Origin of the sequence: Psychroserpens sp., from assembly GCF_036960315.1 — a bacterium.
Lineage (GTDB): Bacteria > Bacteroidota > Bacteroidia > Flavobacteriales > Flavobacteriaceae > Psychroserpens.
The window spans coordinates 1-23128 of the sequence record NZ_JBALVR010000014.1; the positions used below are offsets into that span (position 1 = coordinate 1).

Consider the following 23128-nt stretch of genomic DNA (forward strand, 5'->3'; position numbering starts at 1 on the left):
ATGCGAGAGTAGCTCAGTTGGTAGAGCGTCAGCCTTCCAAGCTGAATGTCGCCGGTTCGAACCCGGTCTCTCGCTCTAAATTAAACTAAAAATTTTTAGTTTAATTTATCTTGAGTTAACGTTTTGATTTGATATTTAAATCAATCAATACAACCTTAAAGCCGGTGTAGCTCAGGGGTAGAGCGTTTCCTTGGTAAGGAAGAGGTCACGAGTTCAAATCTCGTCATTGGCTCTTTTTTTTGTATAGAATTAAATTGAACACTAATATAAATAAGATTAAATAAATTAAACATGGCAAAGGCAACTTTCGATCGTTCAAAACCGCACCTTAACATAGGTACTATTGGACACGTAGATCACGGTAAAACAACTTTAACTGCTGCTATTACTAAAGTATTAGCTGATGCAGGTTTATCAAATGCACTATCATTTGATCAAATTGATAATGCTCCAGAGGAGAAAGAAAGAGGTATTACAATTAATACATCACACGTTGAATATGCAACTAAAAATCGTCACTACGCACACGTTGACTGTCCTGGTCACGCCGATTACGTAAAGAACATGGTTACTGGTGCTGCTCAAATGGATGGTGCTATTTTAGTTGTAGCTGCTACAGATGGTCCAATGCCACAAACTCGTGAGCATATCTTATTAGGACGTCAGGTAGGAATTCCTCGTATGGTTGTATTCATGAATAAAGTGGATATGGTTGATGATGATGAGTTATTAGAATTAGTTGAAATGGAAATCAGAGAGTTGTTATCATTCTACGAGTATGATGGTGATAATGGTCCTGTAATTGCCGGTTCTGCTTTAGGTGCACTTAACGGTGAACAAAAATGGGTAGATTCAGTGATGGAATTAATGGAAGCTGTTGATAGCTGGATAGAAGAACCATTACGTGAAGTTGACAAGCCATTCTTAATGCCTATTGAAGATGTATTCTCAATTACTGGTCGTGGAACTGTTGCTACAGGTCGTATCGAAACTGGTGTTGCTAATACAGGTGATCCAGTTGAGATCATTGGTATGGGTGCTGAGAAATTAACATCTACTGTTACTGGTATTGAAATGTTCCGTCAAATTCTTGACAGAGGAGAAGCTGGAGATAATGCAGGTATCTTATTAAGAGGTATTGAGAAATCTCAAATCTCTAGAGGTATGGTTATTTGTAAGCCAGGTTCTGTAACACCACATGCTAAATTTAAAGCTGAGGTTTACGTTCTTAAAAAAGAAGAAGGTGGACGTCACACTCCATTTCATAATAACTACCGTCCACAGTTTTACGTACGTACTACTGATGTAACTGGAAACATTGCGCTTCCTGATGGAGTTGAAATGGTAATGCCTGGAGATAACCTTACTATTATAGTTGAATTAATTCAACCAATTGCAATGAACGTTGGTTTACGTTTCGCAATCCGTGAAGGTGGTAGAACAGTAGGTGCAGGTCAGGTTACTGAAATTTTAGACTAAATATTTAACATATAAATATTAATTAAGGTGTTCCGATTTGTCGGAACGCCTTGATTTATATTTACGGGTTTAGCTCAGTTGGTAGAGCACTGGTCTCCAAAACCAGGTGTCGGGAGTTCGAGTCTCTCAACCCGTGCAAATTATAAATCAAATGGCAGGAATATTAAATTATATAAAAGAATCGTTTGGCGAGTTAAAGAATCATGTCTCATGGCCAACATTGGCTGAAGGGCAAAGTTTAACCGTGTTAGTAGCTGTATTTTCAATCATATTCTCATTAGCTATTTGGGGTGTTGATACTGTTTTTAGTAAAGTGATTAAGGCATACTTTAATTTAATTTAACTAGAAATAACTGAAAGATGTCTGAGACTAATGTAAATAAAAAGTGGTACGTTGTTAGAGCTGTAAGTGGTCAGGAAAACAAAATCAAAGCTTATATCGAGAATGAAATTTCGAGATTAGGTTTAGAAGATTATGTTGACCAAGTATTAGTTCCAACGGAAAAAGTTATCCAGATTCGTAAAGGAAAAAAAATAAATAAAGAACGTGTTTATTTTCCAGGTTATATTATGATTCAGGCAAACTTAAGTGGTGAGATTCCTCATATCATTAAATCTATTACTAATGTAATTGGTTTTTTAGGAGAAACAAAAGGAGGAGATCCTGTTCCATTAAGACAATCTGAGGTCAATAGAATGTTAGGTAAAGTAGATGAGTTATCTGTTGAAGCCGATTCTAATATGGCAATACCTTACACGATTGGTGAAACAGTAAAAGTTATCGATGGGCCATTCAATGGATTTGATGGAACTGTCGAAAAGATAAATGAAGAAAAGCGTAAACTTGAAGTGATGGTGAAAATTTTCGGAAGAAAAACACCATTAGAATTAAGTTATATGCAAGTTGATAAAGTATAATAATTGTTACACATATAGATAGTATGTCTTTCTTGCTTCCACAATAAAGATGTACAAAACTAAAATTTTTAAAATGGCAAAAGAATTAGGTAAAGTAGTTAAATTACAAGTTCGGGGAGGTGCAGCGAATCCGTCGCCACCGGTTGGACCCGCTTTAGGAGCTGCTGGAGTTAATATCATGGAATTTTGTAAGCAATTCAACGCTAGAACTCAGGATAAGCCTGGTAAAGTTCTTCCAGTTGTAATTTCAGTTTACAAAGACAAGTCTTTCGACTTTGTTATCAAAACTCCTCCAGCTGCGGTACAATTATTGGAAGCGGCCAAAGTAAAAAAAGGATCTGGTGAACCGAACAGAAAGAAAGTAGCAAAAGTAACTTGGGATCAAGTGAAAGCTATTGCAGAAGACAAAATGCAAGATTTAAATGCATTTAATGTAGGCTCTGCAATGAAGATGATTGCAGGAACTGCAAGATCAATGGGAATCACAGTTAAAGGTGGAGAAGCACCTAACTAAAAATTTTTGAAATGGCAATTACAAAAAACAAAAAAGAAGCTCTAGCAAAAGTAGAGAAGAATAAATTATATTCTGTCAAAGAAGCTTCAGTACTATTAAAGGAGATTACGTATACAAAATTTGATGCCTCTGTTGATTTAGCAGTAAGACTTGGAGTTGATCCTCGTAAAGCTAATCAGATGGTAAGAGGAGTTGTTTCTCTTCCACATGGAACAGGTAAAGACATGAAAGTTCTTGCATTAGTTACTCCAGACAAAGAAGAGGAAGCTAAAGCTGCAGGAGCAGACTACGTAGGATTAGATGAGTACCTAGAAAAAATCAAAGGTGGTTGGACAGATGTTGACGTTATCGTTACTATGCCAGCTATCATGGGTAAATTAGGTCCGTTAGGTAGAGTATTAGGTCCAAGAGGACTTATGCCAAACCCAAAGACAGGAACAGTTACTATGGATGTTGCTAAAGCAGTAACCGAAGTTAAAGCTGGTAAAATCGATTTTAAAGTTGATAAAACAGGAATTGTACATGCTCCAATAGGAAAAGCATCATTTAGTGCTGAAAAACTAGAGGAAAATGCAATGGAATTGTTAACCACTTTAAATAAATTGAGACCAACTGCTGCAAAAGGTATATACATGAAAAGTGTATTCATGTCTAGTACAATGAGCCCAAGTATTGCAATTGATGTTAAATTCGCATAAGAGTTAAATCTTTATTATTATGACAAGAGAAGAAAAATCACAAGTAATTGAAGAGTTAACTGCTCAGTTGGCAGATAATGCTAATATCTATTTAACAGATATCTCAGGATTAAATGCAGGTAGCACCTCAGATTTACGTCGTGCTTGTTACAAAGCAGACGTTCAATTAAACGTAGTAAAAAACACATTATTAAGTAAAGCTATGGAAGCTTCTGATAGAGATTTCGGAGAACTTCCTACAGTTTTAAAGGGTAATACCTCTGTAATGTATTCTGAAACTGGTAATGCTCCAGCTAAAGTAATTAAGAACTTCCGTAAAAAATCTGAAAAGCCTTTGCTTAAAGGAGCTTTTATTGAAGAGGCTGTTTACCTTGGAGACGATCAATTAGACATGTTAGTTGATATCAAGTCTAAAGAAGAGTTGATTGGAGACATCATTGGATTGTTACAATCGCCAGCTAAGAATGTTATTTCAGCGCTTAAATCAGGTGGTGGAACAATAGCAGGTATCCTCAAAACATTATCCGAAAAAGAAGGATAATCAAATAAGTACGCACTTAAACAAATTATATTTTATTAAAATTATTAAAACGATAGAAAATGGCAGATTTAAAAGATTTCGCAGAACAATTAGTTAATTTAACAGTAAAAGAAGTTAATGAATTAGCTACAATATTAAAAGACGAATACGGTATCGAACCAGCAGCAGCAGCAGTAGTAGCAGCAGCAGGTGGAGACGCAGGTGGAGACGCAGCTGAAGAGAAAACGGAATTCGATGTAATCCTTAAGGCAGCAGGTGGTTCTAAATTAGCAGTTGTAAAATTAGTTAAAGAATTAACTGGTTTAGGATTAAAAGAAGCTAAAGGTTTAGTTGATGATGCACCAAGTGCTATCAAAGAAGGTGTTACTAAAGATGAAGCTGAAGCTCTAAAAACTCAATTAGAGGAAGCAGGAGCAGAGGTTGAGCTTAAGTAAGCTTAACAAACCTACAAATTATGGTTTAGGTCTTCCGAAATACTCGGAATGACCTAAACCCTTTTGTGTATAAAAAAGGTACACAATAAAAAAGTTATTTTTTTAATCAAAATCTCGTTCATCGATGTTAGCAAATACAGCTGAAAGATTAAATTTCTCTTCTATAGTAAACAGAACTGAGTATCCGGATTTCTTGGATATTCAAATTAAATCCTTTCAGGATTTTTTCCAGTTGGAGACAAAATCAGAAGAAAGAGGAAATGAAGGACTCTACAATACCTTCATGGAGAACTTTCCAATTACAGATACGCGTAATCAATTCGTATTAGAATTTTTGGATTATTTTATCGATCCACCAAGATATTCAATTGAAGAATGTATCGAAAGAGGACTTACATACAGTGTGCCTTTAAAAGCACGTCTAAAATTGTATTGTACAGATCCAGAACATGAAGACTTTGAGACGATTGTTCAAGATGTATATTTAGGGACTATCCCTTATATGACTCCTAGTGGGACTTTCTGTATCAATGGTGCAGAGCGTGTTGTTGTTTCTCAATTACACAGATCTCCAGGGGTATTCTTTAGTCAATCATTCCATGCAAACGGTACTAAATTGTACTCTGCAAGAGTTATTCCTTTCAAAGGGTCTTGGATTGAATTCGCTACAGATATCAACCAAGTGATGTACGCTTACATTGATAGAAAGAAAAAGTTACCTGTAACAACTTTATTTAGAGCTATTGGTTTTGAGCGTGATAAAGATATTTTAGAGATTTTTGACCTTGCTGAAGAAGTTAAAGTGTCAAAATCTGGACTTAAAAAAGTTATCGATCGTAAACTTGCCGCTCGTGTATTAAATACATGGCATGAAGATTTCGTTGATGAAGATACTGGAGAAGTGGTATCTATCGAACGTAACGAAATTGTATTAGATCGTGATACAGTTATAGATAAAGATAATATTGAAGAAATCCTTGAGGCTGGTGTAAAAACTATTCTTTTACACAAAGAAACATCTCAACAAGGAGATTACGCAATTATTCACAATACATTACAGAAAGATCCAACAAACTCTGAAAAAGAAGCTGTTGAGCACATCTACCGTCAATTACGTAATGCTGAGCCGCCAGATGAGGAAACAGCACGTGGTATTATTGATAAATTATTCTTCTCAGACCAACGTTACTCTTTAGGTGAAGTAGGTCGTTACAGAATGAACAAAAAATTACAGTTAGATATTGGAATGGATAAGCAAGTGCTTACTAAAGAAGATATCATAACGATCATTAAATACTTAATTGAGTTAATCAATTCTAAAGCTGAAATTGATGATATTGATCACTTATCTAACCGTCGTGTACGTACAGTAGGTGAGCAATTATCTTCTCAGTTTGGTGTTGGTTTAGCACGTATGGCTCGTACAATCCGTGAACGTATGAACGTTCGTGATAACGAGGTATTTACACCGATTGATTTAATTAATGCCAAGACCTTGTCGTCAGTTATTAATTCTTTCTTCGGAACAAATCAATTATCTCAGTTTATGGATCAAACCAATCCATTAGCAGAGATAACGCACAAACGTCGTTTGTCGGCTTTAGGACCTGGAGGTTTATCTAGAGAAAGAGCAGGATTTGAGGTTCGTGATGTTCACTATACACACTACGGAAGATTATGTCCAATTGAAACTCCTGAAGGACCAAACATTGGATTAATTTCATCCCTATCTGTTTATGCTAAAGTGAATTCAATGGGATTCATTGAAACACCTTATAGAAAATCAGAGAATGGTGTTGTAGATATTAAGAATGAACCAATATATCTAAGTGCAGAGGAAGAAGAAGATATGTTAATCGCTCAAGCGAATATACGTGTTGATGAGAATGGTAAAATCTTAGAGGATAAGATTATTGCACGTCAAGAAGGTGATTTCCCAGTAGTGGAACCTTCAACTGTAAATTATACAGATGTTGCACCAAACCAGATTGCATCTATTTCTGCATCTTTGATTCCGTTCTTAGAGCATGATGATGCCAACCGTGCATTGATGGGATCTAACATGATGCGTCAAGCTGTACCATTATTGCGTCCGCAATCACCTATCGTTGGAACAGGTCTTGAGCGTCAAGTAGCTTCAGATTCTAGAGTATTAATCAATGCTGAAGGAAATGGAACTGTTGAGTACGTTGATGCAAACGAAGTAACAATAAAATACGAACGTTCGGAAGAAGCTGGAATGGTTAGTTTTGATAGTGATACCAAAACATATCCATTAGTAAAATTCCGTAAGACAAATCAAGGTACGTCTATCAACTTAAAACCAATCGTTGTAAAAGGTGATAAGGTTGCTAAGGGACAGGTGCTTTGTGAAGGTTATGCTACTGAAAAAGGAGAATTAGCATTAGGTCGTAACATGAAAGTGGCATTTATGCCATGGAAAGGTTACAACTTTGAGGATGCGATTGTAATCTCAGAAAAAGTAGTTCGTGACGATATATTTACATCTATTCATATTGATGAGTATTCATTAGAAGTTAGAGATACCAAATTAGGTAACGAAGAGCTAACTAATGATATTCCTAACGTTTCTGAAGAGGCTACAAAAGACCTTGATGAAAATGGTATGATTAGAATTGGTGCAGAAATCAAACCAGGAGATATTCTAATTGGTAAGATTACACCAAAAGGAGAATCGGATCCTACACCAGAAGAAAAATTATTACGTGCCATTTTTGGTGATAAAGCAGGTGATGTAAAAGATGCGTCTTTAAAAGCATCGCCTTCATTACATGGTGTTGTTATTGAGAAAAAATTATTCTCTAGAGCAATCAAAGACAAACGTAAGAGAGCAAAAGATAAAGAAGATATTGAAACATTAGAAAATATCTACTACCAGAAGTTTGATGATTTACAAGTAGTTTTAGTTGAAAAATTATTCGCTCTTGTAAATGGTAAAACGGCTCAAGGTATCTATAATGACTTAGGTGAAGAAATTATTCCTAAAGGGAAGAAATATACACTTAAGATGTTAAACTCTGTTGATGATTATACGCATTTAACTTCAGGAGTTTGGACTGCCGACAATCATTTAAATTCGTTAGTTGCAGATTTAATCCACAACTATAAGATTAAAGAAAATGACCTTCAAGGATCATTACGTCGTGAGAAGTTTACTATATCTGTAGGTGATGAGTTACCAGCAGGTATTATCAAATTAGCTAAGGTTTATGTTGCTAAAAAACGTAAACTAAAAGTTGGTGATAAAATGGCAGGACGTCATGGTAACAAAGGTATTGTTGCACGTATCGTTCGTCAAGAGGATATGCCATTCTTAGAAGATGGAACGCCTGTTGATATCGTATTAAATCCATTAGGTGTACCATCTCGTATGAACATCGGACAGATTTATGAAACGGTTCTTGGTTGGGCAGGACAAAAATTAGGTCGTAAATATGCGACTCCAATTTTTGATGGTGCAACTCTAGATCAAATCAATGAGTTTACAGACGAAGCTGGTGTTCCAAGATTTGGTCATACATACTTATATGATGGTGGAACAGGAGATCGTTTCGATCAACCAGCAACAGTAGGTGTGATTTATATGATTAAGTTAGGCCATATGATTGACGATAAGATGCATGCACGTTCAATTGGACCATATTCATTAATTACGCAACAACCTTTAGGTGGTAAAGCACAATTTGGTGGTCAGCGTTTTGGTGAGATGGAAGTTTGGGCACTTGAGGCGTATGGAGCATCGGCAACATTACGTGAGATCTTAACAGTAAAATCTGATGATGTTATAGGTAGAGCTAAAACTTACGAAGCAATCGTAAAAGGAGAGCCAATGCCAGAACCAGGACTACCTGAATCGTTCAACGTACTTATGCACGAATTGAAAGGATTAGGATTAGATATTAGATTAGAAGAATAAAAAAAATAGTTGGCAATTTTCGGTATACATTTTAAACAGTATACTGAAAATTGAAGACTTAAGACTATAAAGTTATTATGGCAAGAAGACAAGATAAGAATACAATACAGAGATTTAGTAAAATTTCAATTGGTTTAGCATCTCCAGAATCTGTTTTGGGAGCATCTCGTGGGGAAGTATTAAAACCAGAAACTATTAATTATCGAACACATAAACCAGAACGTGATGGTTTATTCTGTGAGCGTATTTTTGGTCCTGTAAAGGATTTCGAATGTGCTTGTGGTAAATATAAAAGAATACGTTACAAAGGTATCGTTTGTGACCGTTGTGGTGTTGAAGTAACAGAAAAGAAAGTACGTCGTGATCGCGTAGGACACATCAACCTTGTTGTGCCTGTTGCTCACATCTGGTACTTCCGTTCTTTACCAAACAAAATAGGATATTTACTAGGTTTACCATCTAAGCGTTTAGATATGATAATCTACTACGAAAGATATGTAGTTATCCAACCAGGTGAATCAAAAAATGCTGAAGGAGAACCATTACAAAAAATGGATTTCTTAACTGAAGAAGAGTACCTAGTTATTTTGGAAGGTCTTCCGCAGGAAAACAGACATTTGGATGATACAGACCCAAATAAGTTTATCGCTAAAATGGGAGCTGAATGTTTAATCGATTTATTATCAAGAATCGACTTAAACGAATTATCTTTTGAATTACGTCACAAAGCAAATACTGAAACCTCTAAACAACGTAAAACTGAAGCGTTAAAGCGTTTACAAGTTGTTGAAGCGTTTAGAGATTCTAATAAAAACAGAGAGAATAGACCAGAGTGGATGATCATGAAGGCTATTCCAATCATTCCGCCAGAATTAAGACCATTAGTGCCTTTAGATGGTGGACGTTTTGCAACATCAGATTTAAATGATCTTTATCGTCGTGTTATTATTCGTAACAACCGTTTAAAGCGTTTAGTTGAAATCAAAGCGCCAGAAGTAATTCTTCGTAATGAGAAACGTATGTTACAAGAATCGGTAGATTCATTATTTGATAACACACGTAAAGCTTCTGCAGTAAAAACGGATTCTAACAGACCATTAAAATCTTTATCAGATTCATTAAAAGGTAAGCAAGGACGTTTCCGTCAAAACTTACTAGGTAAGCGTGTTGATTACTCTGCACGTTCTGTAATTGTTGTTGGACCAGAATTAAAATTATTTGAATGTGGACTGCCTAAAGATATGGCAGCAGAACTTTACAAGCCTTTTATCATTAGAAAACTAATTGAAAGAGGAATTGTAAAAACTGTAAAATCTGCAAAGAAAATTATAGATAGAAAAGAGCCTGTAGTTTGGGATATCTTGGAGAATGTCCTTAAAGGACACCCAGTATTACTAAACCGTGCGCCTACATTACACAGACTTGGTATTCAAGCGTTCCAACCAAAATTAATTGAAGGGAAAGCAATTCAGTTACACCCATTAGTGTGTACTGCATTTAATGCCGATTTTGATGGTGACCAGATGGCAGTTCACTTGCCACTTGGACCTGAAGCTATTTTGGAATGTCAATTATTAATGTTGGCGTCTCATAATATCTTAAATCCAGCAAATGGTGCTCCTGTAACTGTACCTTCTCAGGATATGGTACTTGGTCTATACTATATGACTAAGCACAGAATATCTACTGATGATTACAAAGTTATTGGTGAAGGCTTAACATTTTACTCTCCAGAAGAAGTAACTATTGCTTACAACGAGAAAAAAGTAGAATTAAACGCTGGTATTAAAGTAAGAACTCAAGATTTCAATGAAGAAGGCGAGTTAACGACTCAAATTATAGAAACCACTGTTGGTCGTGTACTTTTCAACGAAAAGGTACCAGCAGCAGCAGGATATATAAATGAAGTTTTAACTAAAAAGTCCTTAAGAGATATTATACATGGTATTCTTAAAAAGACTAGTGTACCGGAAACGGCTGCATTCTTAGATGAAATCAAAACACAAGGATATAAGTTTGCATTCCAAGGTGGTCTATCGTTCAGTTTAGGTGATATTATTATCCCTGCTGAAAAGCAAGGTATGATTGACAAGGCTAACACCTTAGTTGATGGTATTAAGGGTAACTATAACATGGGATTAATCACAAATAACGAACGTTATAACCAAGTTATTGATATCTGGACGTCTACAAATGCTGAATTAACTGAGTTGTCTATGAAGCGTATTCGCGAAGATCAACAAGGGTTTAACTCGGTGTTTATGATGCTTGATTCTGGAGCTCGTGGATCTAAAGAACAGATTCGTCAGTTAACAGGTATGCGTGGATTAATGGCGAAACCTAAGAAGTCTAATGCAGGTGGTGGTGAAATTATTGAAAATCCAATTCTTTCTAACTTTAAGGAAGGTCTTTCAATTTTGGATTACTTTATCTCTACTCACGGTGCACGTAAGGGTCTTGCCGATACAGCACTTAAAACTGCAGATGCAGGTTACCTAACGCGTCGTTTAGTTGATGTATCTCAAGATGTTATTATCTACACTGAAGATTGTGGAACATTAAGAGGTATTGAAGTTAAACCTTTAAAGAAAAACGAAGAAATAATTGAAACTCTTGAGGCTAGAATTGTAGGTCGTACGTCATTGAATGATGTGTTTGATCCAATTACTGAAGAGTTATTAGTAGAAGCAGGTGGTCATATTCATGACGATGTAGCAAAACGTATTCAGGCGTCTCCTTTAGACTCTGTTGAAGTCCGTTCGGCATTAACTTGTGAAGCTAAAAAAGGTATTTGTTCTAAATGTTACGGTCGTAATTTGGCGACAGGTAAAATGGTACAAAGGGGTGAAGCTGTTGGTGTAGTTGCTGCACAATCAATTGGAGAACCTGGTACACAGCTTACTTTACGTACATTCCACGTTGGTGGTGTTGCAGGTAACATTTCAGAAGAGAATAAATTAACAGTGAAGTTTGATGGTGTCGCTGAGATTGAAGATCTTAAAATTGTTAAGAGTACTGATAATGACGGAAAAGCAGTAGATGTTGTTATTTCTCGTACTTCAGAATTAAAATTAGTAGATGCTAAAACAGGTATCACTTTAAGTACAAATAATATTCCTTATGGATCTTTCATCTACGTTAAACCAGGTGATAAAGTGAAAACTGGAGATGTTATTTGTCAGTGGGATCCATATAACGGTGTAATTATTTCAGAATTTGCTGGTAAAGTGAAGTATGAAAACATCGAGCAAGGTGTGACGTATCAGGTAGAAATTGATGAACAAACTGGTTTCCAAGAGAAAGTAATTTCTGAATCTAGAAACAAGAAATTAATACCTACACTTCATATCGAAGATGCTAAAGGAGAAACAATACGTTCGTACAATTTACCAGTAGGAGCTCACCTTATGATTGACAATGGAGAGAAAATTAAGGTTGGTAAAATCTTAGTTAAGATTCCTCGTAAATCTGCTAAAGCAGGTGATATTACAGGTGGTTTACCTCGTGTAACTGAACTTTTCGAAGCACGTAACCCTTCTAATCCTGCTGTTGTAAGTGCGATTGATGGTGTTGTTTCCTTTGGGAAAATTAAAAGAGGTAACCGTGAAATTATCATTGAGTCTAAGCTTGGTGAGGTTAAGAAATACTTAGTGAAGTTATCTAATCAAATTCTTGTACAAGAAAATGATTATGTAAAAGCGGGTATGCCTTTATCTGATGGTTCTATTACGCCTAATGATATTTTAAATATCAAAGGTCCTGCTGCTGTTCAGCAATACTTGGTAAACGAAGTACAAGAAGTATATCGTCTACAAGGTGTGAAGATTAATGATAAGCATTTTGAGGTTGTTGTAAGACAGATGATGCGTAAAGTAAGAATCATTGATTCTGGTGATACAATTTTCTTAGAAGATCAATTGGTTCATAAATCAGATTTCATTGAAGAAAACGATAAAATTTTCGGATTGAAAGTGGTTGAAGATGCGGGAGATTCTGAAAACTTAAAACAAGGTCAAGTCTTAACATCAAGAGAATTAAGAGATGAAAACTCGATACTACGTAGAGAGGATAAAGCATTGGCAACTGCGCGTGAAGCTCAGCCAGCAACTGCAACTCCTATATTACAAGGTATTACGAGAGCGTCATTACAGACCAAATCGTTTATCTCTGCTGCATCGTTCCAGGAAACCACTAAGGTTCTTAACGAAGCTGCTGTAAATGGTAAGATTGATGATCTTGAAGGATTGAAAGAAAATGTAATTGTTGGTCATAGAATTCCAGCTGGAACTGGTGTTAGAAAATTTGATAACATCATTGTAGGTTCTAAAGAGGAATTTAATGAGATGATGAAAGTCAAAGAAGAAATGAACTACAATTAGATTTGTCATTCCTGCGAAGGCAGGAATCTATAAAAATAAAAGCCTTCACGCATTAATATGTATGAAGGCTTTTTTAATATAATATATAAATAATTAGTCTTTCGTTTTCACGGAGGCATAAACAAGTTTACAATGGCAGAAGAAAATAAAAACAAAAAACCAGGGATAAATATTGAACTGGATGAAAAAATTGCTGAAGGCACCTATTCAAACCTTGCGATTATTAATCATTCTGTTTCAGAATTTGTAGTCGATTTTGTTAGTGTAATGCCTGGAACACCTAAAAGTAAGGTGAAGTCTAGAATTATATTAACGCCTCAGCACGCAAAACGTTTATTAAAAGCATTAGGTGATAATGTAAAGCGATTTGAAAAAGCACATGGTGAAATTAAAGATTATGAGCAACCGCCAATGCCATTAAACTTTGGTCCTACAGGTCAGGCTTAAGGTTATAGATAAAACATAAATTTGTTTGGGAATTTATTGTGGTGCTCTAACTGTTTTTTTCTAGCATCCACTAATGCCTTTAAATTTTGGGCTAACTGGTCAAGCATAAAAAAAGCCTTTGAATTATTCAAAGGCTTTTTTATTGAAATAATGTAGGGCATTTAGTCGGCTTGACTATTTTATAATTCTTTTAGAAAGGATGTATTCTAGATACTTAAGCGTCTAAGCTACTTTAGCTAGCTTAACTCTTTGCATATACTTTTTCTTAAGAAAATTGTATAGCAATTTCAATAAAACAAAAATCATTTAAGCCACTTCTTGATTAACATGAAATTGTAAAGCACCTGAAGGGCACTTCTTGACTTGTTTGATGATTTTTTTTGTGGATGCACCATCTAAATCTATCCAGGGAATCACAGATTGACGGAATACATTTGAAAGTTCTTTTGCACAACGATCGGCGTTGATGCATTGGCACGGGTTGTAGGTTACAGTAATATCGCTATTACTGAAAACATTAGGTTTTGTTTTCATGAGTAGATCAATTTTGGGGTTTGAATCTAACTTAAATTTAGACAACTAAAACGTTATCGTGACTTAATTACCGATTAAAGGTATAAAAATACCGATAAAAAACAAATATATTCTGAAATATTAGATGAATGGTAAGTTATTTATGAGTCATACTATAATTATTGATTAGAATTTACTTTGTTACTATAAATTCACATCTTCTGTTTATTGAATGCTCATCCTCTGTACAATCATCTCCACAATTTACCAGTAATTGGGTTTCGCCGTAGCCTATAGAAGTAAGTCTAGATCGACTAATACCGTTGGATATAATGTACTCCATTGCAGATTTAGCACGATTATCTGAAAGCGTCATATTATACTCGTACGAGCTTCGTGTATCTGTATGCGCACTCAATTGTACTTCCATTCTTGGATATTTTTCCATTAAATCCACCAGGATATTTAATGTTGAGGCAGCTTGCGGTTTGATATTCCACTTGTCCAATTCAAAATAAATATTCTCTAATTGTATGAAAACATAACCGTCTTTTTCTACGACTATTTCTTCGGCATCATCATACGATTCTAATTCTAACTCTATATCTAACTCTATTTTACCAGAGTCGTCAGTATCAAAATTAGTGGCATTTGGTATGTATAAAGGTTTGAACCCTTCTATTTTATAAGAGCTAAAGGGCTTGGTATAGAATTTAAATCTAGCATCTTCACCAACCTTAATCGAATCTATTGCTTTATTGTTATTATCAAACAATGTAATCATGGTATTTGGTAGTAATAATTTACTGTTTTTATCTTTTACAGTACCTTCAACTATGAATTCTCTGTCGTTTTTTTCTCTATTGAATCGGTATAGGTTGTCATTACCGCTTCTATTGGACGATAAAAATCCTGTGTTTTCGTCAGAATTTACTACAAAAGAAAAATCATCTTTACCTGTGTTTATGCTCTCTCCTAAATTAAGAGGAGTGCCAAATGAGTTATTGTCCTTTTTTAGCTCACACATGAAAATATCTAAGCCTCCAAAACCTATTAGTCCTTCGGAAGCAAAATATAGAGTGGAATCCTTACTTATAAAAGGGAATTGCTCACGATGTGGTGTATTAATAGTTGAACCTAAGTTTGTTGGTTCTCCATATTGACCGTCCGAAGAAACATCGACATAATAAATATCGAAAGATCCATATCCATCAGACATGTCACTTGAAAAGTATAATTTAGAATCATCGTCATTCAACGCAGGATGAAGAACAGAATAAAAATCACTAGAAAACGGTAATTCTTCGACGTTATCCCATAGCCCTTTGATCAACGTTGCCTTATAGAGCTTAATTACAGCTATTTTTTGATCATTAATTTTGTTGCGTTTGTTATTTGTCCTTGAAAAATAAAGCGTTTTCCCGTCTTTACTAAGGACTGCATTACTTTCGTGTGTATTTGTATTTATGGTGCTTGATAAAGCGGTTATGTTTTCCAGAGTTCCATCTTCTGTATAGTCGGCAACAAAAATATCTAAATACGGTTGTTCATTCCATTTGTAAGTTTTAGATCCTTGATTTCTCAATGAAGCAAAGGTAACTCTGTCGCCATAGTAACTTAATGCAAAATCACCAGTAGTGTTTCCCGAATTAATCATATCAACAGTATAGGTGAATGGAGCACCTATTTTAAGCGTTTTTTTTAATTTAAGAGTATTGACCTTTGATGATTTAAATAAAGACATTATTGAATCTGCCTCCTGAATTTTATTGATTCCGTATAAAGAATGTGCAAATCTAAAATAGGTGTGGTTCGATTGGTTTATATTTTCATTTTCAAGTGCTTTTAAATATACATTCGATGCTTTATCCATAAATCCATTAAAGTAGTAGCAATCTCCAAGATTCTGTAAGACTTCAGTACTTTTAGGAACCTCTTCATACAACTCAGCTGCTTTAACATAAGCTTTGGCTGCAAAGAGTTTATTGGCTTTTTTAGCTTTAGAACTTTGACCGAATGCAAAATTACCAAGGCAAAGAGAAATTAATATAATAATTTTGAGTTGCATACTAAATGATATTAAAAAAATCTTGGTGATTTGTCATAACCAGATCCTATTTTTGATAGGTTAAATAAAAGAATGATTTCGTGTGTTCCAGAATTAAATCTACCTAAGTTTGAAACTGTATAATCGTAAGCGTATCCCAATCTCAAGTTTGGCATAATTTTAAAGTTTACTAATCCGCTAATTCCATCTTCAAAACGATATCCTAAACCAAATTCTATATTGTTATTGATTAACACATTAGTTGTTAGATCTAAACTTAGTGGAGCACCACTGACAGATTTGGCCATAAATGCTGGTTTAAACAATAGATTTTCGTTAATGTTGAACACATAACCGCCAGTGAAAAACATATGTAAAGATTCAGTGCCTTCAGTGACAATACCGCTACTTTCGTCGAGGTGTTTAGATTTTAATAGGTTAGGAATAGAAAAGCCTACATAGTATTTATCTGAAAAATAAAATGCACCTGTCCCTATATTTGGAAAGGTTCTGCTTATGTTTTCTGCAAATGATGGGTCAGGAACAGGATCAGAGTAAACAAATCCATTGAAATTAGTTGAAAAGAAAGACAAGCCAGCTTTAACACCAAACGATAATTTTGATGTTTCGTTTAGTTGTAATATATATGCGTAATCTAAAAATAAGTTTGTGTCGTTTACTACATCTCCAATTTGATCATGTACAATGGAAATACCACCTTCCATATTATCAGCAATACTAGAGTGTGCAAAGAAAGAGCCCGTAGTTGGAGATCCAATAGCGCCAACCCATTGGGATCTATAAATGATCCCAAGATTAATATAGTCATCGTCTGCCGTTGCATACGCAGGATTAATCACATTCATATTATACATATACTGAGTGAATTGCGCATCCTGTTGTGAGTTCGCAATATTTGTTATCAAAATGATAACTAAAAGAAATCCTATGTTATTTTTAAAATTCATCTATCTATTGAGATATACTCTACCTTGTAATTCTTTTCTAATACCATCTTTAAACTCTAATATGAAAAAATAAACACCAACAGGTAATTCATTATTTCCAAAACTCCTCCCGCTACTAGAGACTCCGTCCCATTGCGGTGTATTTATATTTCCCTCATATAAAATATTGCCATATCTGTTGAAAATGGTTAATTTAAAATTAGGATACAAAACATCAAGATTCTTAATGTCAAATGTTTCATTTATACCATCACCATTAGGAGAAAACCCGTCCGGAATTAAAATATCTTCAATACAGTTAGAAATTGTTACTGTAACGGCAAGTCTAATCTCACTTTCGCAACCTTCCTCGGAAATTATTGAGGCGTAATAAGTCACGCCATCTTCTAACAGAGTATCAGAACTATAAATAGTTCCACTTAATGCTGCGTCGTACCAATCTACTCCATTACTATTAGTGTTTACTATATTATTTGATAGAGATGCAATAGTTGGATTGTCATCAAGGCAAAAAGAATTACCATCCTCTATCAATTCAGGAGAGATACTTTCTAAAATAATAAAATCTACTATAGGGAAATTTGATACATCTGCATTACAACTTGTTGATATACTAGATAAACTATTTATAATTAATTGGTGTAATCCAATCGTTACGAATACATCCGAATCTATTAAAAAACTAGCTTCACCACCAACTATTGTTAATACAATATCTTGATTTATAGTATTTGCTCCAGTAATATCAAAAGTTATGTTGTAATCACCATCAGCTAAATTTATGGCATTACTTATAGTCACTAAAAGATCTACTCCTTGACAATTATCTGAAATACTTATTGTTAATCCTTCAGTGTCTGGTAAATTATTGAAAGAAACGATGACCTCTGATGCATCTGTTTGCATACATTCTGTTAATTCTACGAAATAGGTATATGTACCTTCAGAATCAAGAGCTGGATCAAATATTCCCGTACCACTAGCTAGAGCAGGCGACCAAGTTCCACCTGTATCTGGAGAACCGTTAAGGCTATCAAATAGGTTGTATGTATTAGTATCGTTTTCGCATATTTCGAGAGTGCCATCTGTTCCTGCATTTGGAGGAGGAACTATAGTAATTGTTACTGATGCAGAGGCATCTTCACATAATAGATTACTGCTTGTTACTGAATACGTATATGTGCCTTCAGAATCAACGCTAGGATCAAATATTCCCGTGCCACTAGCCAGAGCAGGTGACCAAGTTCCGCCAATATCAGGCGATCCAATAAGGCTGTCAAAAAGGTTGTATGTATTCGTATCATCCTCACAAATTTCTAAAGCCCCATTTGAGCCTGCAGAATTTTGAAAAATAATTTCGACAATAACTTCTAATCTAGACTCACTTTCACATGGAGGATCAATTGTAGTTGCAAAATAGATGTTTCCATCGATTAAAGGTGTGTTTAAATCTAATGGCGACGCAGAAGACTGTGATAGGTACCAATTATTGTTGCCAGAAGCAATTAAATCTCCCACAGTTGGAATATCATCTTCATTTGTGCAAAATTGTTGAATAGGATCACCTAAAGGAATAGGAACAATACCTACATTTACAAATATGGCCAATCTTGAGGTACGGCAATTGGTTGTGGGACTGGACTGATCCGCATAATAGATGGTTTCGTCCATTAATATAGTATTAATATCCAAAGGGGAACCACCTATAGTTGATAAATACCATTGGACGTCATTACCTATAACCTCCAAATCTAAAATAGTAGCATCTTGAGAATTCTCGACACAAACACCCTGAAAATTTAGCCCTATTGGTGCTCCCAAAATAGTAACTATAACTTCTATTCTTGAACCACAGTTTCCAGATGAATTATCAGCGAAATAATCTTCTCCATCTATTAAAGATGATGAAGGATTTAAAGCCGTTGTTGAAGTTGCTGTGTCGAACCAAGCTATTCCACCACCATTATCAATAGCTTCTAAATCTGAGATTAAAAGAGATTCTATGTTACAGAATATTTGAGAATTATTATTTACGGTTGGACATTGAGCGAAGCTTTCCGTAATGATCATCAAACATGTAGCAAGAAAAATGGTTAGTTTCAAAAAGGGGCTTTTCATTTAAATTTAATTTTCTCTAGGATAATGACTTTGTATTGAATTAGTGAAAATGTCGAATATTTACATAAATAAGATATTTTCTTTTGTGGTTCAATTTTAATAATTTATTGAAAACTTATTGTCAAATGTATAAATAAATTTTACGACGAAAAGTGAATTTTAACGATTATCTTTCAGTAAATATAAATAATAATACTTTAATCTGTAAAAAAATGCATTTTATCTAATTTTTATCAATTTGAGTACCCGTTGAATTTTCATCAAACACAAATAACATTACAGACTTATTCTCATAAACTCCATCTTTTAGGATATAGTTAAACGAAAACCCAAAAACAGAAGTTGTTGTTTTACTATTAAATGCTTCTAATCCATTTTTGAATAAACGCTTTAGCACGTCATAGTTGAAAGCAAAACCTAGAGCAGTTGCCTTTCCCAAACCGTTACTAATTTCAGAATTATATTGTTGTGGATATAATAGATGTAAGATTTTAAAACGTTTAGTTGCTACTGCACCAGTAGACGGTATGTTTTTTGGATTGAGTACGACAAGTTGGATGTTAGCATTTGACATTTCCTTTAGTAATAAATTGGTGCTACTAAGATGTACACCAACCTTATCACTCTCGATTATGACAAAATTTTTAATATCGGATTGAAGAGCACTCTTTAATTTATTAGATTGAAAGGAGCCATTTTTTCTTGTTGGTATGAAATCGGCTTTTGGTAGAATACTTTCAATTAGATTTTTATTTTGAGCATGATTTTCATCATATATACATATTATATGAGCGTCTTGTTCTTTTAAATATGTTAAGACTCTTTTCCGCATATCATCTTCGGTAGGTAGCCCTTTAAGAATTAATTTCTTCGTGCTATCTTGATATTTGTATGTTAAAGACATCATATCGATTCCTGTCGATGAATTGGTATTCTGTCTATAATTTTCTGTAGGGTATAAAAAGACATTAGGAGTATCGAGATTTGAAGAGTCTTTTGTATAGATTTGATGTGCGAGGGTGTTTTTGATTTGCAATTTGTTTTTTGGCTGTAATTTACTCATAGAGTCGATAGCCTTTTTTAGGCCGAGATAATAACCAGATCTCTGTTTTTTTGATTCTGCACTTGCTGAAGAGCTAGAGTCATCCCAAACGACTGAGACAGAGAATAAATCATTTTTAGCGGTAATGGGTGAATTCTCAATTTTCTGTTGTGATAATGAAGACACCTCAGAGTTAGGCTCCTCTATATTGGTTGGCATTTTTATACTACTTCCTTTTATAACTGATTCTTTAAGACTAGGATTTAGTTTTAGAAACGCTTCAATAGACATATTAGCCTGCTTAGCTAAACCATAAAGCGTTTCTTTAGGTTTTATGGTATAATCTTCAAAGTCAAGTTTAGAGCTGACATTTATTGAATCTATTCTAGTTGTAACTGTTTCTTCGGCTATATATTCTTCTTCTTCTTCTTCTTCTTCTTCTTCTTCTTCTTCTTCTTCTTCTTCTTCTTCTTCTTCTTTAATTTTGGATATTCCTGTCTTGATTTTTGTGCCACTTTTAAGCATTGGGGTAATCTCAGGGTTTAACTTTTCAAGTCTCGAAATAGATGTATTAAAACGTTTGGATAGACCGAATTTGGTGTCGCCTTTGACAACCATGTAAGTGTCATTGCTGAACTTTTTCACGTTTTTTCGAATAGATAATTCTTGACCTTCTCGAAGAATATCACTTAATTTATCTTTATTGAGTGCTTTTAACTCTGATAAAGACATATTATATTGCTGTGATATCATCCATAAATTTTCTCCTTTTCTAACAATATGAGATGTGACTTTTACATCAGTGTTTGTTGAAGTTTTAACTTCTAAAGCCCCGGAAGGAATTTGAATAGTTTGACCAGAAATGAGCATTCTAACAATACTTGGATTTACTTTTTCTAGTTCTGCTATGGAAATGTTGAATTTTTTTGAGAGTCCGTACTTGGTCTCTCCTTTAGAGACTAAGTAATTTTCAAATTTGGTGGAGTTGTTATTTACAGAAGTTGATTGTCCTTTTTTTGGAATAAAAATTATTTCTCCTGTTTTGATAATTGTTCTTGAACCGGAATTTAGCTGAAATATGGACTCCATAGATACACCATAACGTAAGGATAATCGATATACATTGTCTCCTTTCACAACAATATGCTTAATAGGTTTTGTTTGTGCGAATAATGTATTGAGGGTCAATAAAATTACTACTAGAAATATGATGTTAGTTTTAATAGTAGTCAATTTATTATAGAGATTAGATGTTAATATAAATATATTTAATTACCGCTAGGTATTTAGCTGTATATTTTCAAATTATTAATAGTTTATTAACAAATGCGAAATAATCTCAAGCTATTAGAACTAAATGTTTAGTATTCTGACGTAAGATGAAATTTGATACTTGGATATTTTTGCTGAGTCATTTGTAAAGAAAACACCGAATCTGCGAAAAACACTAGTTGTCCACGCTTATCTTTAGCCAAAAAACGTTGTTTCACTCTAAGGAATTCTTTATAGTCTTCACTTTTAACATCTTCAGTCTCTATCCAACAGGCTTTATGAACATTTAAGTTCTCATATATACACTTTGCACCATATTCATGCTCAAGACGATATTGAATCACTTCATACTGAAGTGCTCCAACTGTACCAATGACTTTTCTTCCGTTGAGTTCTAAGGTAAACAACTGTGCTACACCTTCATCCATTAGTTGGTCTATGCCTTTATTGAGTTGTTTTGATTTTAATGGATCAGCATTATTGATGTATCTAAAGTGTTCTGGTGAAAAACTTGGAACACCTTTGTAGTTTAGAATTTCACCTTCTGTAAGTGTGTCTCCAATTTTAAAGTTTCCGGTATCTTGTAATCCTACTATATCACCAGGAAATGAGATATCAACAATCTCTTTTTTTTCAGCGAAAAAGGCATTCGGACTAGAAAACTTAAGTTTCTTATTATGTCTAACGTGTAGATATGGCGTATTTCGTTTAAACTCTCCAGATACGATTTTTATAAAGGCTAATCGGTTTCTGTGATTCGGATCCATATTAGCATGAATCTTAAATACAAATCCAGTAAACTTATCCTCCTCTGGCTTTACTAAGCGTTCTTCACTAAACTTTGGTCTTGGTTTTGGAGCGATTTCTACAAAGCAATCTAAAAGTTCACGAACCCCAAAATTATTTAATGCCGAACCAAAAAAGACAGGTTGTAATTTGCTATTGAGGTAATCCTCTTTATTAAATTGAGGATAAATACCCTCTACAAGTTCAATTTCTTCGCGAAGGGTTTGAGCAGCTTTTTCTCCTACGAGCTTATCTAACTCTGGAGAAGCTAAGTCACTAATTTCGATAGTTTCCTCTATATCCTTTCTGCTATCACCACTAAATAAATTAAGATTCTTTTCCCAAATGTTATAAATCCCCTTAAAATCATATCCCATTCCGATAGGAAAGCTTAGAGGGACGACTTTTAAGCCTAACTTTTGTTCAATTTCATCTAATAAGTCGAAAGCATCTTTACCTTCTCGATCCATTTTATTAATGAAAACGATCATTGGGATGTTTCGCATTCGGCAGACTTCAACGAGTTTTTTAGTTTGTTCCTCAACACCTTTGGCAACATCTATTACGACTATAACGCTATCAACTGCAGTAAGAGTTCTAAAGGTGTCTTCAGCAAAATCCTTATGGCCAGGTGTGTCTAGAATGTTAATTTTGATACCATCATATTCAAAAGCTAAAACAGAGGTAGCAACAGAAATACCACGTTGGCGCTCAATCTCCATAAAGTCACTAGTTGCGCCTTTTTTTATCTTATTACTTTTTACAGCACCAGCTTCTTGAATGGCTCCTCCAAATAAAAGTAATTTTTCGGTTAACGTTGTTTTACCAGCATCTGGATGCGAGATAATTCCAAAGGTGCGTCGTCTGTTGATTTCTTTAATAAAACTCATAGTCTTTTTTCGTGATTGCAAATATAAATTTTATTCAATCATTTATAATTAAAAACTCTACATATAATTATTACAGATACCATATGGAAAGTGACTTATTCACAAATCATGTGTTGAAGTAATTGTAAGATAATTGATGCGGTAA

16 protein-coding genes and 3 tRNA genes are annotated in these 23128 nt (G+C 34.5%); 13 read left to right on the forward strand and 6 right to left on the reverse strand.

The genetic code is table 11. The annotated features are described in order from the left end of the window. Nucleotides 1-2 precede the first annotated feature (2 nt). The 13 genes from V7719_RS17305 (at nucleotide 3) to V7719_RS17365 (ending at nucleotide 13347) form a co-directional block, all read left to right on the forward strand. Nucleotides 3-75: transfer RNA gene (locus tag V7719_RS17305), tRNA-Gly, on the forward strand. 85 nt (nucleotides 76-160) lie between these two features. After that, a tRNA-Thr gene (locus V7719_RS17310) sits at nucleotides 161-232 on the forward strand. A 59-nt stretch (nucleotides 233-291) separates the two neighbouring features. After that, nucleotides 292-1479 (forward strand): elongation factor Tu, encoded by a 1188-nt coding sequence (tuf, locus tag V7719_RS17315; protein ID WP_335731208.1) that lies wholly within the window; start codon nucleotides 292-294, stop codon nucleotides 1477-1479. 63 nt (nucleotides 1480-1542) lie between these two features. Continuing rightward, nucleotides 1543-1615 (forward strand) — tRNA-Trp (locus tag V7719_RS17320). A gap of 15 nt (nucleotides 1616-1630) precedes the next feature. Further along, entirely contained in the window at nucleotides 1631-1822 is a 192-nt protein-coding gene (secE, locus tag V7719_RS17325; RefSeq protein WP_335731209.1) for a preprotein translocase subunit SecE, read from the forward strand. 17 nt (nucleotides 1823-1839) lie between these two features. Then, nucleotides 1840-2397 carry a transcription termination/antitermination protein NusG gene (gene nusG, locus V7719_RS17330; RefSeq protein ID WP_335731210.1) on the forward strand — a complete coding sequence of 186 codons (558 nt, stop codon included), beginning with the start codon at nucleotides 1840-1842 and terminating at the stop codon, nucleotides 2395-2397. Nucleotides 2398-2470: 73 nt separating this feature from the next. Next, the gene (gene rplK / locus V7719_RS17335; protein ID WP_335731211.1) at nucleotides 2471-2911 is read left to right on the forward strand and encodes a 50S ribosomal protein L11; all 441 of its coding nucleotides are present in this window, start codon (nucleotides 2471-2473) and stop codon (nucleotides 2909-2911) included. An 11-nt stretch (nucleotides 2912-2922) separates the two neighbouring features. Continuing rightward, nucleotides 2923-3609, forward strand: a complete 687-nt coding sequence (gene rplA / locus V7719_RS17340) for a 50S ribosomal protein L1 (protein WP_335731212.1) — start codon at nucleotides 2923-2925, stop codon at nucleotides 3607-3609. A 19-nt stretch (nucleotides 3610-3628) separates the two neighbouring features. Further along, nucleotides 3629-4150 (forward strand): 50S ribosomal protein L10, encoded by a 522-nt coding sequence (gene rplJ / locus V7719_RS17345; protein WP_335731213.1) that lies wholly within the window; start codon nucleotides 3629-3631, stop codon nucleotides 4148-4150. A 59-nt stretch (nucleotides 4151-4209) separates the two neighbouring features. Beyond that, the gene (gene rplL, locus V7719_RS17350; RefSeq protein WP_335731214.1) at nucleotides 4210-4584 is read left to right on the forward strand and encodes a 50S ribosomal protein L7/L12; all 375 of its coding nucleotides are present in this window, start codon (nucleotides 4210-4212) and stop codon (nucleotides 4582-4584) included. Between the two features lie 124 nt (nucleotides 4585-4708). Further along, nucleotides 4709-8521 (forward strand): DNA-directed RNA polymerase subunit beta, encoded by a 3813-nt coding sequence (gene rpoB / locus V7719_RS17355; protein WP_335731215.1) that lies wholly within the window; start codon nucleotides 4709-4711, stop codon nucleotides 8519-8521. Between the two features lie 77 nt (nucleotides 8522-8598). Then, the gene (gene rpoC / locus V7719_RS17360; protein ID WP_335731216.1) at nucleotides 8599-12900 is read left to right on the forward strand and encodes a DNA-directed RNA polymerase subunit beta'; all 4302 of its coding nucleotides are present in this window, start codon (nucleotides 8599-8601) and stop codon (nucleotides 12898-12900) included. A 132-nt stretch (nucleotides 12901-13032) separates the two neighbouring features. Beyond that, complete coding sequence (locus tag V7719_RS17365; protein WP_335731217.1) at nucleotides 13033-13347, forward strand: DUF3467 domain-containing protein; 315 nt, start codon at nucleotides 13033-13035, stop codon at nucleotides 13345-13347. Between the two features lie 306 nt (nucleotides 13348-13653). Here V7719_RS17365 and V7719_RS17370 read toward each other — a convergent pair whose 3' ends face one another. The 6 genes from V7719_RS17370 to V7719_RS17395 form a co-directional block, all read right to left on the reverse strand. Beyond that, nucleotides 13654-13881 carry a (4Fe-4S)-binding protein gene (locus tag V7719_RS17370; RefSeq protein ID WP_335731218.1) on the reverse strand — a complete coding sequence of 76 codons (228 nt, stop codon included), beginning with the start codon at nucleotides 13879-13881 and terminating at the stop codon, nucleotides 13654-13656. A 172-nt stretch (nucleotides 13882-14053) separates the two neighbouring features. Beyond that, the gene (locus tag V7719_RS17375; protein ID WP_335731219.1) at nucleotides 14054-15928 is read right to left on the reverse strand and encodes an OmpA family protein; all 1875 of its coding nucleotides are present in this window, start codon (nucleotides 15926-15928) and stop codon (nucleotides 14054-14056) included. A gap of 11 nt (nucleotides 15929-15939) precedes the next feature. After that, nucleotides 15940-16875: a PorP/SprF family type IX secretion system membrane protein gene (locus V7719_RS17380; protein ID WP_335731220.1), complete on the reverse strand. Its 936-nt coding sequence runs from the start codon at nucleotides 16873-16875 to the stop codon at nucleotides 15940-15942. Continuing rightward, nucleotides 16876-18993, reverse strand: coding sequence for a gliding motility-associated C-terminal domain-containing protein (locus tag V7719_RS17385; RefSeq protein ID WP_335731221.1), 2118 nt, complete (start codon nucleotides 18991-18993; stop codon nucleotides 16876-16878). Between the two features lie 223 nt (nucleotides 18994-19216). Further along, entirely contained in the window at nucleotides 19217-21268 is a 2052-nt protein-coding gene (locus tag V7719_RS17390; RefSeq protein ID WP_335731222.1) for a muramidase family protein, read from the reverse strand. A 128-nt stretch (nucleotides 21269-21396) separates the two neighbouring features. Next, nucleotides 21397-22983, reverse strand: coding sequence for a peptide chain release factor 3 (locus tag V7719_RS17395; RefSeq protein WP_335731223.1), 1587 nt, complete (start codon nucleotides 22981-22983; stop codon nucleotides 21397-21399). Nucleotides 22984-23128: the final 145 nt, after the last annotated feature.

Coding starts and splice junctions, on each gene's coding strand:
- rplJ (WP_335731213.1), top strand. CDS start 3,629: ATGACAAGAGAAGAAAAATCACAAGTAATTGAAGAGTTAACTGCTCAG.
- V7719_RS17370 (WP_335731218.1), bottom strand. CDS start 13,881: ATGAAAACAAAACCTAATGTTTTCAGTAATAGCGATATTACTGTAACC.
- rplK (WP_335731211.1), top strand. CDS start 2,471: ATGGCAAAAGAATTAGGTAAAGTAGTTAAATTACAAGTTCGGGGAGGT.
- rplA (WP_335731212.1), top strand. CDS start 2,923: ATGGCAATTACAAAAAACAAAAAAGAAGCTCTAGCAAAAGTAGAGAAG.
- secE (WP_335731209.1), top strand. CDS start 1,631: ATGGCAGGAATATTAAATTATATAAAAGAATCGTTTGGCGAGTTAAAG.
- tuf (WP_335731208.1), top strand. CDS start 292: ATGGCAAAGGCAACTTTCGATCGTTCAAAACCGCACCTTAACATAGGT.
- V7719_RS17395 (WP_335731223.1), bottom strand. CDS start 22,983: ATGAGTTTTATTAAAGAAATCAACAGACGACGCACCTTTGGAATTATC.
- nusG (WP_335731210.1), top strand. CDS start 1,840: ATGTCTGAGACTAATGTAAATAAAAAGTGGTACGTTGTTAGAGCTGTA.
- V7719_RS17375 (WP_335731219.1), bottom strand. CDS start 15,928: ATGCAACTCAAAATTATTATATTAATTTCTCTTTGCCTTGGTAATTTT.
- rpoB (WP_335731215.1), top strand. CDS start 4,709: ATGTTAGCAAATACAGCTGAAAGATTAAATTTCTCTTCTATAGTAAAC.
- rpoC (WP_335731216.1), top strand. CDS start 8,599: ATGGCAAGAAGACAAGATAAGAATACAATACAGAGATTTAGTAAAATT.
- V7719_RS17380 (WP_335731220.1), bottom strand. CDS start 16,875: ATGAATTTTAAAAATAACATAGGATTTCTTTTAGTTATCATTTTGATA.
- rplL (WP_335731214.1), top strand. CDS start 4,210: ATGGCAGATTTAAAAGATTTCGCAGAACAATTAGTTAATTTAACAGTA.
- V7719_RS17365 (WP_335731217.1), top strand. CDS start 13,033: ATGGCAGAAGAAAATAAAAACAAAAAACCAGGGATAAATATTGAACTG.
- V7719_RS17385 (WP_335731221.1), bottom strand. CDS start 18,993: ATGAAAAGCCCCTTTTTGAAACTAACCATTTTTCTTGCTACATGTTTG.